Genomic DNA, 10,640 nt, shown 5'->3' on the forward strand with positions numbered 1-10,640 from the left:
TCCTTCATCTTCCTTTTAATATCAAATCCGGTTTATTGTACCGATAATCCTAGGGATAAAGCAGTGCTGTGTCCTTACAAATACGGCGCGAGGCGACAGGGATTTGATCTCACCACCGGAATCCGAAAAGCGAGGAACTGTGCTGATAACGCAGAGGTAGAAGGGGCAGTACCTTCCCGGTGGATTTCCTATGTTTGAGCCATAGGAATCATGGATGTTTTGCATCATGGAAGATGCCGCTAAATGGTCAGCAACTTGTCTTGAAAACAAGGGTACAGGTAACACCTGTAAGGGTTCGATTCCTTCATCTTCCTTAATGAAATATTCGGGGACTTGGCAAATAGATTTGCTATCCTATAAGTAGGTAGACATATATATTACCTGTCCGAAAAGATAACGAAGTAATCCGAAAACCCTGCGATTGCTTCGTTCCTCGCAATGACATTGTTGCATTTATTTATGTCCACCTACTTAGCAATAGAAATTTTGGGGAGGTCGCCTAAATGGAATGGCACCGTAAAAACTAGGTAAAGCGGCTCTCAAAAGGACGATCGCGTTTGTTGAGTAGGGTAAAAAGTTGCTTCGCGACGTTCCCTGAAAACACAAACTGGCAGCGGGTTGCAGATGCACTGAAAGGAATTAACAGTCCGAGATGGGGGCAGTTCCCGTCTGCTTGCGGGCAGTAAGGAAGCGCGTTTCCTGAAAGTTGCTGTCGATCGATGCGGGTTCGAGTCCCGTCCTCTCCATTCTTGGTTCAAAACCGAGGAGTTTCAACCCGTGCCCTAACAGTTAAAGCATACATACCCGGCTGTTAACCGACTAAAACCAATGCTTTACGAACTTGCACGGGTTGAATCTCAGAACCTCAGTTGCCGTTGAGGTTTAGATCGCGATCGCAACTGCCGATCGGGCGCAGCCTAGTCATCAACTGTTTCAGCAAGAAGCCATTGCTGTTCCATGCCGTATAAGGACTGGCCCCTTGTCCTTTGAGGCACAAGGTTTGTCGGGCTTTGTTGTGGCAGATTGTTGCCAACAGGCTAACGACAGCCACTAAGCCGAGTTCATCGACAAGGGCTTCGAGTTCATTTTGGGTCACAAGTACACCTCCAGGGTTGACTATTTCCCTAAAGGATAGCATAATGGGGTAAGACTGGGTACTAAATGGGGTTAGTCAGTGGTATCTTTATCATCAATGAGCTTATATTCCTTGATAGTTGCCAGGAGCATCAGTTTAGACATGGATATTCCTGACTCGTCAGACAGCTTCTTCAGCTTTTGATGGATTCGGTTAGGCATTGTGACTTTTATGGTTTTGGAAGCTTCATCTTGTTCGGCCATTTTCAGCAGTCATATTTAGTTGACATCAGCTTATCTTCTTTCGGAGTATCGATCGCCCTTTCCTTCTATTGTCTCTAGAGATGCGGGCGATCGCGCCGTTGAAAAGCACTACTGCTACCATGGTTTCAGCCTTGGTGATTCCCAAAACTTCTTAACAAACAATCTTAAACATGAGAAAACTCATATATTACGTGGCTTCCACCGTTGACGGGTTTATTGCTCGCGAAGATGGCTCCTTTGATTGCTTTCCGATGGCCGGAGAGCATTTTGCCGATTTGTTCGATCGCTTTCCCGAAACCATTCCGGCTCACCTTCACGAAGCGCTGGGAATTAATTTTTCAGGAAACAAGCAATTTGATGCTGTTTTGATGGGGCGCAAAACCTATGAAGTCGGGCTAAATGTCGGTTTGACTAATCCTTATCCCAGCTTGAAGCAGTATGTCTTTTCGCGCAGTATGACAGCCAGCCCCGATGGGAATGTTGCACTGGTTTCGGAAAATGCTGTTGAATTGGTTCAGGAATTGAAGCAAGAAACGGGTAAAGACATCTGGCTGTGCGGTGGTGGTGAGTTAGCAGCAACGGTGGTTTCAGAGATTGACGAGATGATTGTCAAGTTGAATCCGGTAGTCATTGGGGCGGGAATTCCTGTGTTTGCAAGGGCGATCGCGCCGACGAATCTGGAATTGGTCGATCGAAAAATCTACAGTAACGGTTTCATGCTGCTGCACTATCGATTGCAAAAATGAGGTGTTTTGGCGATCGTATAAAATTATCTGCGTTAATCCGCGTTCATCTGCGGTTAAAAATAAAAAATATTTAGGTAAAATTTATGATGAATTTAAAACACTTCGACTATTATCTAGTGCTCGATTTGGAAGCAACCTGCTGCGACAAAGGATCGATCGCCCGAAATCAGATGGAAATTATCGAGATCGGCGCAGTGATGGTAGATTCCACAACCCTAACAATCGTTGATGAATTTCAAACCTTCGTCAAACCCGTGCGCCATCCCATTCTCACCGAATTCTGCACGGCGCTAACATCGATCGCCCAAACGGAAGTCGATCGGGCTCCAACTTACCCAGAAGCAAGCGCGATGCTGAAAAACTGGCTGTCTGGCTACCCAAACGGTGTATTTGGTTCCTGGGGAGACTACGATCGCAAACAATTTAAAAAGGATAGCAACTTTCATCAACTTCCTTTTCCCATTGCTTATCCTCACATCAATCTCAAAAAAGTCTTTTCAGAAACCCAAGGCTTGCCAAAAAGGTACGGCATGGAAACAGCCTTAGAACTTGCGGGTTTACCCCTAGAAGGAACTCATCACCGAGGGATTGACGATGCGAGAAACATCGCTAAATTGTTGCCCTATATTCTAGGTCAAAAAAACCTTACTTGATTCTAGGTTCGTAGTGAGGACTTTAGTCCTTATTCTAGGTTCGTAGTGAGGACTTTAGTCCTTATTCTAGGTTCGTAGTATCGTACCGTCGGTGCGGGCGTCGTTTCCAAGATTCAGCGATAGCATTTTGCTGAATTGATAAGTAACAGAAAAGCCAATTGCCCGAATGGTAATTGGCTTTTCTGTTTGCTTGTTTGTAAAGGTGCTGTTGTAAGATAGTTAGTGGGGCGATCGCCAGTCAATAGAAATAACGTTCGTGCCTGCACAACACAGTTGCATTCAAAAAACGCATGATGCTACAATACGTACATGAATTTTGAGTGGGATGAAAACAAAGCAGCGAGAAATCTGTCAAAGCACGGAGTCTCATTTGAAGAGGCAAAAACTGTTTTTGACGATCCGCTATATGTCGATTTCTACGATCCAGACCATTCTGATGAGGAAGATCGATATATTATTGTAGGAGAATCGCGCCGAGGCCGTTTATTAATAGTGTCTTATACGGAAAGGGGCAAGACAATTCGTTTAATTAGCGCCAGAGAAGTAACTAGAAAAGAGCGAGAAGTTTATGAAGAAGGCTGAAACAGATATGGAAGACGAACTGCGATCGGAATACGATCTGAAGAGCTTGCGAGTGAGAAAAGTAGGTCATGCACGCAAGAGTTTTAGCGGGCTGACAGTTCATCTGGAACCTGATGTTGCAGAAATGTTTCCTGACTCTGAAGCAGTGAATGAAGCTCTAAGATTTTTGATGAGAGTTATGAAAGAAAATAAGTATTCTGTCGGTAATATTAAAGGCGATGGTTAGCAGTTAGTGAAGGATCTCGCGATCGAACAAAATATGCGTTTTGCCATCCGCGAAGGCGATCGTACCGTCGGTGCGGGCGTCGTTTCCAAGATTCAGCGATAGCATTTTGCTGAATTGATAAGTAGCAGAAAAGCCAATTGCCCAAATGGGTAATTGGCTTTTCTGTTTGCTTGTTTGTAAAGGTGCTGTTGTAAGCTAAGATTGTATATTGAAAAGTCAGTTAAATATTTAACGAGGTATAGATGGTTGCAGGAATATGTTTACTTCTTAAAATACTTGGAACGATGATTGCGATCGTCGCTTGGGTCGATGTTCGGCGGTTTCTTGCAGCTCATAGCGCGATCGAAACTCGCAGCGATTTTGAAGCCTTCAAATCATTGGCACGCAGAAATATGTATATGACTTTAGCATTATTAGTTTTTCTTGTGCCAGCATTCTTCATGGGGCTGTACCTTGTTGTAGTAAACCCTAGGATTGGCTTAGCTTTGGTTCTCACTTTAGATGTCCCTATGTTATTACTGTCAAAAGTTCTCAAGCCACTTGAGCCTAAGGCTAGAAACTTGCCTTGTACACCAGACCTCAGTAAGAGTTATGCGCGTATTTGTGAGGTGTGGATAAATAAGCCATTTCCTAATTTTTAACTATGTACATTGGTGACCAAGAGGTTCTGTTATGAAGATTATCGAGTAGACGGCTAATAATTATCATGATATTTCTTTTTCCTAGCGATTACTTCAATCCAAAACAAGTTGATGAGATGTACGCTGACCAAGTTTCAGCGCTGAACAACGTAGGATTAAATACTGCTGTTATCTCCTTAGAATCTTTGGGGAGTAAATTGCCTAAAATTAATCCTCCCATTTCTCAAAACTCGCACGTAGTCTACAGAGGTTGGATGCTTTCACCCTTGGATTACGAGCTATTGGTGAATGCTGTAGATAGCACCGGATCTAGCGCCTTTACTTCCAAAGCTGAGTATTTATTAACGCACTATCTGCCAAATTGGTATCCTTTAATTGCTGATTTAACTCCAGCTACTAAGTTTTACACTGTTGATGATCATTTAGAAACTGAGTTAAAAATATTAGGCTGGGAAAGATTTTTTATCAAAGATTACGTTAAATCTCTCAAAACCTCAAGCGGTTCAATTCTCGAACAGCCTTCAGAAATTAGAACGGTCGTGACCCAGATGCAAAAGTTTCGAGGAACAATAGAAGGTGGCATCTGCGTGCGTCAAGTCGAGGATTTTGTTGTAGAATCCGAGCGGCGTTACTTCGTGGTAAGCGGTCAACCGTTTTCTGCTTCTTTGGACGAGGAAATACCCTATATTGTTAAGGAATGTGCTGTGAGAATTCCCAGCAAATTCTTTTGTGTGGATGTAGTCGATCGCCAAGATGGAGTCAAGCGAATTGTCGAGATTGGAGATGGGCAAGTATCAGACATCGTTGGATGGTCTGCCGAACGTTTTGCACAAATTTGGGGCGGTAATAGCTAACACGCTGTCTCCTCTTGATTTCAAAAACAAACTCGTTATTTCATAAGCTACTATAGAAGCAATAACTCACAGGTTACGAGTATGACTTCGACACCAAACACCCAAACAAAAATTATCCGAACAGAACGCGGACTGACTATCGCAGGTACGCGCATCACCTTAATAAGGTCGATCGCTCACGATCGCGAAATCGCCCCCGATCGCACTTTTTGCAGTTCCGGCAATTTGAAAGCCAAAACAATATCTGCTTGAGGAATTCCCGCCGCCATCAACTCGTAAGCAACTCCATCTTCCGTACCATCGTGTTCGATCCACAGCTTGTTGTCGATAATTTCAATGTGGATCAAATTTCCGTAGATGCGATGACCGTTTTGCCAGCCTGTTTCGACTAACAAATAGCGATCGCGCTTTTCATCTAATACTAATTTGACCTCAGCTAGGTCGTCATTACCGAGAAAATCGATATATTCTTGGAGAATTCTTTCAACGATGTCGCGATATTGAATGTTTAATGAATCCATTGCACGATTGCCTCCTCTGCTGGCTCGAAGGTAACTAAACGAATGATACCATCAGTAGCTTGCGGGTTCTTGGCTCTTGTCGATCGCCCTTACAGAAAACTTGCGATCGCGCGATCGCCACAAATATTTACAAAAATAGTTGATATTTCAGAAGAGTTGTGTTATAGTAGCCTAGATGCGGGAGTATAGCTCAGTTGGTTAGAGCAGGTGACTCTTAATCTCAAGGTCGAAGGTTCAAGTCCTTCTACTCCCATCGCTTTCTAAGCCTTATGGCTAAGTCATTTAGGAGTTTGACTCAATCCCTGGTCAACCGTTTCCGCTCATTTTTCGCTTCGTTCGGAATTGAGTATTTCCAGAACAGTGTCTATATCTGCCAAGTCCGCCTTTGATTTTTTGCGCTGTGCTTTGAGTTGGTTAAGCAAGTTGGCTGCCTCTACTTTTGACAAATCGGTTCCGACCGTCGCCGAGTTTTTGGATTGAGCTGGCGATCGGCTAGCAAGCTCAGATTCAAGATTCTCTATTTCCGCGTTGCGTTCTAAGATTTCTCGGTTAACTGCTGCCAGCCGAGATTTTAGTTCGGAAATTTCTTGATTTTTTTTGACAACCAGGCGATCGGAATTCTCTAAGCTGTGGCGCAAGCTTTCGACTTCTTCTGTGACATCAGGCCTGAGTGATTCTGTAGGTAATTCACTCAGGCCCTCAATTTTCCCAGTCGTTTCTCCATCAGGGTAAAGCGCGAATCTATGTCGGAGAGTGCAGACTGCAACTTATCGCTAACCAGTGTAGACAGTTGTGTAGACAAACTTGTAGACACAACACTGGGAATGTTTGGTGTAGACAAATCTGTAGACGTGTCTAGCGCTCCCCCTGTAGACATCACCCTGAGGATGCGCTGACAGCACTGACTTAAGGATTCTTCCTCCATCCGCTGTGATTCCAACCAGTTCAGAAAATGACCCGATGCTCGAAAACTAATTACTTGACTCATTATAGACACTTGTAAACGGTATGTGTATACAATAACTTAAAATTGTCTACACTGTCAACTGTCTTGTAAACAAAATGTAGACAAGTGAGATCGACTGAAAACGTGGGCCGGGGGGGGGGAGCTGGTTTATGGCCCGCCCCCCCCCGGCCGCGACAGGCATAGATTGAGGCGCCGCAGGCAAGGTGACACAGCAGAAAAAACAACCGGGTCGAGTAATACCCGGTATAACTGATAAAAATAAATAAACAATTAAGATAGTAGAAGGCTGTACCTGCTTGGGATACAGCCATTTATGAATTGATACAATTAATCAATATTTCCTTTGATTCCATGATTAAATCAGTTAAGGCTAGCGGACGTGGTGGGAAGCGGATAGGGGCTGGACGTTCATCTACTTGGCGTACACGTCATTTTAAGACTATTAGAGTGCCAGTTTCTTTAGCTGCCAAGTTACTAGAGATTGCTCGATACCTTGACGGTCAGGAATATTTCTGTCGCCCATTTTATTCTTTTGAGGATGAAGACTCCTCCGATTTTGATGCTTCCAAAGCTATGGAGCTAAATTATTTGCATAGTTGTGCTGGGGCTTTGACGTATCAAAATAATCAATTACGCCTTGAGATTGAAAGTTTGAAAGCAGAATTAAAATCTGCTAAAAAACGAAGGCCGAGACTGATTTGACTTTTTCCATCTCTAGCGGGATTTTTCTGATGGCTGCGACAGTTTAAGGGGTTAACGCAGGGTTTCCGTTCAGCCGTCAGAAAAATAGCCGCCACCACGTTGATTTTACGGTGACTTTGCCGTTTCCATAAAGGTAGAGATCTAACCATTTATGAAAACGGTGTCAGGGCTTACATAGGCATCAACTCTTCGGGTCCGAACCAAGTAGTGAAACTACCGTCAGGCATTTTGCAAGCAATTTCAATGCCGTAGTCGCCAAAGGACGCTAAAGCTTCATCAGGTCGAAGCCCTCAAACTCAGATTGTTGGACGTTTCTGACAGGCTTATCAAACCTCACCAGATAGGTCTGGCTAGTGCTGCCGTAAAAAATATCCACAACCTTACCGCGCGCACCTTGATAGATACCACCGACATCCTTAGCAACAACCTGATCGCCCACCTTAAAAGTTCTGTGACCTTTGGGAATAGCGGCTGATTTTAGGGATAGGGAAGGCTCCGAACTCAACAATGAATTTTCTGCTTTTTCAGAAAGTGGGTAATTTGGTACCACAGTTACCACAGTAGGCTTTAAATCCTTAGAGTGTAAAGGTTCTGACTGTGGTACATTAGTTACCACAGTAGTACCACGATTTACCACAGTAGTTGCGTTTACTGTGGTAACTGTGGTACTAGGTATTAGGTTACTGTGGTCATCTTTAACACTTGCTGCACAAGGGTTTGAGGTAACTGTGGTAACTGTGGTTGTGGTTAAACAAAAAGAAACAGTTTTTTTGACTGTGGTAACTACTCCAAAATTCATGGATTCAAGTTCTCCAAAAAATTCTCGAATTTGCTGAGCCGACGGCCGCTGTTTGATGTGGAAAGCGTGCTGAGCTTCCCGCACTGAAAGTGTCCCGCCTTTTCTTTCAGCCAATAGGGCAAGTTTTGCCAAGCTTGGAGCCAAAGCCTTTGGATCGGAAAACTCGGCGTAGAGGCTGGCAATCTGGTCAGCAGAAAATTTGACGAACTTTATCGCCGCTTCCACCGCACCTTTAGGGATTAGAGTGCTAACCTCAACGCCATTGAAAACACAGTTGATGGCGTGAATGATGGCGGCCATCTTGCCAACCTTCTCCGGCATCTTGCCAACCATTGCGCGTATACCTTGCTTAGGCTCGTCAACCCGTCGCTCTTCCGTAGCATTGTAGAAAGCCGTAAACAGTCGCTTTGCTTCCGGGCTTAGCTCAAATTTCATTGCTGGCAACTTGTCGATTTTTGTGTAGACATCTGCCAGCATCGGCGTGATATCAAAACTTCCGCTGTCTTCTTCCGACAGCTTTGAAGCGGCCAAAGGTTGAAAAACAAAGTCAAAGCGGGCGAACTTCCCATTAGAGTCGCTGCAATCCTTCAGCAGTTCTGCCAGTACGTCAGGCTGAATTGTGCCGAAAACACTGAGCAGCAGCCCTTCTAAATCTGCTTTAACTCCAGAGGCCCGCAGGACTGTGCTGCCTGTGCCATTCCAAAACTCAAGTAAATCTTCATCGTCACTACCTTTGCCACCTCGATATTGGTTGGCAGACTTAAATAGACCTGCGAGTTCATCACATCGGTACATCAGGGCTTGGTCGGGGAATTCCGCCACTTGGTAGAGAATGCCCTCGCCTGTGGACTTAGAGAATGAGTAGAGCCGTTGTCGGGGTTCCTTTGGCGGCAGTCCTTTGTCTTCGCCCTTTGCGGTCTTCCACTGTTTGTATTCCGCTTCATAGTCAGTGACGGCTTTTTGATATTCAGTTCTTGCCTTGTCTCGCAGTACCTTCATCGGCCGCTCAATCATTGCTCGCATAATCGGTGATTTCTTCTGCGATGACTCGGCAACGATACCCGCGAAATAGTTGGGAGTGCAGCGGTAATCGGTATCACGTCGCAGCAGGACTTCTGAACCAACTTTGAACAGGCTGGAAACCTGAGTTAAACCAGCCGCTAGATAACACTCAGGTTTGAGGTTCAGTCGGGTCGCTAATTCTTTTATTGGTGCTGCGAGTCCAGGAGGCAAAATCTCTGCTAATTCAAGCCCTGATTTTTGGGCGGAAAGTAACCGGGCAACCTCGAATGCTGTGTCTTCTTGGTCGGATTCTTGCTCTAGTTCTTGCTCACGGTCGCGGTAGATTCCCCAGACATCGGCGGTATTGAGTCGGAACTTTTGAGCGAGTTCGGTGATTTTAGACCGTAGCTGAGATTTTTTGAGGTCGGACTCTAGTAGTTTCTCAATCTCTCCCCCCAACTCGGAAATGTGGGGAATCTGAAATTGTTCGGGTCGGACAACTTTTGCTGTTGCTTGCGGGGAAGCCTTAAAAACTTTCTTCTCTCCGATCGCAGCTTTGATGTCCTCTGCGGTTATTTGGTGTTGCTCAATCCAGTCGGCTAGGTCTAAACCTTGACTTTTGGGTAAATTCTCCCAAGCTTTAGAGTTGGGGTAGGGGTAAAGCCACAAGGCGTCTGGAAATTCTTGATGCAATAGTTCAGCGTGCTTGATGCCTGGTTCATCCCGATCGGGAACGATAACAACCTTTGCACCTTTTAAATCGCTTGTGTCAGAGATTCGCCACTTGCTAGAGCCACCGATGTTGCAGGTAGCAGCTAGCCCTAGTTCCCACAAAATGTCAGCACAACTTTCACCCTCGACAAGGTAAATCAGTTCATTGTTTGCGATCGCCCTTTTGACTTCGGCGTAGCGGTAAACGGGGATATCTTCGCGCGCGACCCCTTCAGTTCCCACTACCCAGCCATTCTTGCGTTCAGACTTAGATTTGTTCCATTTTTCTTGATGCCACTCAGGTTTGCCTCCTTTACCGTCGTCGAACCGCACCGCACGAACTAGCGGTGAACCGTCACGTGCTGGATATTCCCAGTAGCGAGTCTGCCGTGGCCGAATTGTCTTTTTTTCTTGAATTGGTGCGTAATAGAACTTGCCCTCGCCGTCCGTTTTGGTGGTAGCCGTCCACTCTTCTGCTGGGGGATTCTCACGATTGCAGACCGACAGTTCGCCGATGCTGTAGCACCAGTCGGGTTTGCCACAGTGGGGGCAAGGATTTTCTTTGGAAACAGGGACAAGTTTGGAGTTTGTGGGATATGATGGTGTGTACATAAGACAAGTTGCCCGTCCTCTGGACAGGTTACGAGTTCCAAAATTCCGCTGACAGCAGTTCCAATTGAAGCCAGCGGTTTTTTGGTGTTTGTAGGTTTTGAGATATAGCTAAAATTTGGAACCTAGCTTTTGCTCACCAAAAAAGCATGGTGAAAAAAGCCAGTTTCCCCGTACCAATGGGTTCTTCAGCTTAGGGTTTGTAAATTGGTGTGTTGCATCCTTGGTACGCGCAGCCTGCGTAGCTGCCAGTTTCCCGGACTCTGCTTAGATCCGCCCTCCCGCATGA

13 protein-coding genes, 2 tRNA genes and 1 pseudogene are annotated in these 10,640 nt (G+C 45.2%); 11 read left to right on the forward strand and 5 right to left on the reverse strand.

Going from position 1 to position 10,640, the window contains the following annotated elements:
• Nucleotides 1-228 precede the first annotated feature (228 nt).
• Nucleotides 229-314: transfer RNA gene (locus tag JGK11_RS19170), tRNA-Ser, on the forward strand.
• 551 nt (nucleotides 315-865) lie between these two features.
• Here the strand turns inward: JGK11_RS19170 and JGK11_RS19175 are convergent.
• Nucleotides 866-1,096, reverse strand: a complete 231-nt coding sequence (locus JGK11_RS19175) for a hypothetical protein (RefSeq protein ID WP_293212501.1) — start codon at nucleotides 1,094-1,096, stop codon at nucleotides 866-868.
• A 412-nt stretch (nucleotides 1,097-1,508) separates the two neighbouring features.
• Between JGK11_RS19175 and JGK11_RS19180 the strand changes: the two genes are divergently transcribed.
• The 7 genes and pseudogenes from JGK11_RS19180 (at nucleotide 1,509) to JGK11_RS19210 (ending at nucleotide 5,040) form a co-directional block, all read left to right on the forward strand.
• Nucleotides 1,509-2,084, forward strand: coding sequence for a dihydrofolate reductase family protein (locus JGK11_RS19180; RefSeq protein ID WP_293183801.1), 576 nt, complete (start codon nucleotides 1,509-1,511; stop codon nucleotides 2,082-2,084).
• Between the two features lie 83 nt (nucleotides 2,085-2,167).
• Entirely contained in the window at nucleotides 2,168-2,737 is a 570-nt protein-coding gene (locus JGK11_RS19185) for a 3'-5' exonuclease (RefSeq protein ID WP_293212503.1), read from the forward strand.
• A gap of 309 nt (nucleotides 2,738-3,046) precedes the next feature.
• Nucleotides 3,047-3,319 (forward strand): BrnT family toxin, encoded by a 273-nt coding sequence (locus JGK11_RS19190; RefSeq protein WP_293183806.1) that lies wholly within the window; start codon nucleotides 3,047-3,049, stop codon nucleotides 3,317-3,319.
• Nucleotides 3,306-3,545 carry a hypothetical protein gene (locus JGK11_RS19195; protein ID WP_293197513.1) on the forward strand — a complete coding sequence of 80 codons (240 nt, stop codon included), beginning with the start codon at nucleotides 3,306-3,308 and terminating at the stop codon, nucleotides 3,543-3,545. The genes JGK11_RS19190 and JGK11_RS19195 overlap by 14 nt, the downstream gene beginning before the upstream one ends.
• Nucleotides 3,546-3,647: pseudogene (locus tag JGK11_RS19200) on the forward strand (hypothetical protein); the annotation flags it as partial.
• A 140-nt stretch (nucleotides 3,648-3,787) separates the two neighbouring features.
• A complete protein-coding gene (locus JGK11_RS19205; RefSeq protein WP_293212505.1) occupies nucleotides 3,788-4,186 on the forward strand; it encodes a hypothetical protein in 399 nt (132 codons plus the stop codon).
• A 65-nt stretch (nucleotides 4,187-4,251) separates the two neighbouring features.
• Entirely contained in the window at nucleotides 4,252-5,040 is a 789-nt protein-coding gene (locus JGK11_RS19210) for an ATP-grasp domain-containing protein (RefSeq protein ID WP_293212507.1), read from the forward strand.
• 176 nt (nucleotides 5,041-5,216) lie between these two features.
• Here the strand turns inward: JGK11_RS19210 and JGK11_RS19215 are convergent, their stop codons facing one another.
• Nucleotides 5,217-5,561, reverse strand: a complete 345-nt coding sequence (locus JGK11_RS19215; protein ID WP_293183814.1) for a XisI protein — start codon at nucleotides 5,559-5,561, stop codon at nucleotides 5,217-5,219.
• A gap of 42 nt (nucleotides 5,562-5,603) precedes the next feature.
• Between JGK11_RS19215 and JGK11_RS19220 the strand changes: the two genes are divergently transcribed.
• The gene (locus JGK11_RS19220; protein ID WP_293212509.1) at nucleotides 5,604-5,750 is read left to right on the forward strand and encodes a hypothetical protein; all 147 of its coding nucleotides are present in this window, start codon (nucleotides 5,604-5,606) and stop codon (nucleotides 5,748-5,750) included.
• Nucleotides 5,741-5,814, forward strand: a tRNA-Lys gene (locus JGK11_RS19225). Before JGK11_RS19220 ends, JGK11_RS19225 begins: the two co-directional genes overlap by 10 nt.
• A 67-nt stretch (nucleotides 5,815-5,881) precedes the next feature.
• Here the strand turns inward: JGK11_RS19225 and JGK11_RS19230 are convergent.
• Both JGK11_RS19230 and JGK11_RS19235 read right to left on the reverse strand, forming a co-directional pair.
• Nucleotides 5,882-6,199, reverse strand: a complete 318-nt coding sequence (locus tag JGK11_RS19230) for a flagellar alpha dynein (RefSeq protein ID WP_293212511.1) — start codon at nucleotides 6,197-6,199, stop codon at nucleotides 5,882-5,884.
• A 53-nt stretch (nucleotides 6,200-6,252) separates the two neighbouring features.
• Nucleotides 6,253-6,549: a hypothetical protein gene (locus tag JGK11_RS19235; protein ID WP_293212513.1), complete on the reverse strand. Its 297-nt coding sequence runs from the start codon at nucleotides 6,547-6,549 to the stop codon at nucleotides 6,253-6,255.
• Nucleotides 6,550-6,846: 297 nt separating this feature from the next.
• On the opposite strand from JGK11_RS19235, the gene JGK11_RS19240 reads away from it, so the two are divergent.
• Complete coding sequence (locus JGK11_RS19240) at nucleotides 6,847-7,230, forward strand: hypothetical protein (protein WP_293212515.1); 384 nt, start codon at nucleotides 6,847-6,849, stop codon at nucleotides 7,228-7,230.
• A gap of 265 nt (nucleotides 7,231-7,495) precedes the next feature.
• Here the strand turns inward: JGK11_RS19240 and JGK11_RS19245 are convergent, their stop codons facing one another.
• Nucleotides 7,496-10,354: a DUF3987 domain-containing protein gene (locus JGK11_RS19245; RefSeq protein WP_293212517.1), complete on the reverse strand. Its 2,859-nt coding sequence runs from the start codon at nucleotides 10,352-10,354 to the stop codon at nucleotides 7,496-7,498.
• Nucleotides 10,355-10,640: the final 286 nt, after the last annotated feature.

The organism is Microcoleus sp. PH2017_34_RAT_O_A (genome assembly GCF_020737885.1).
In the GTDB taxonomy this organism is placed as follows: domain Bacteria; phylum Cyanobacteriota; class Cyanobacteriia; order Cyanobacteriales; family Microcoleaceae; genus Microcoleus.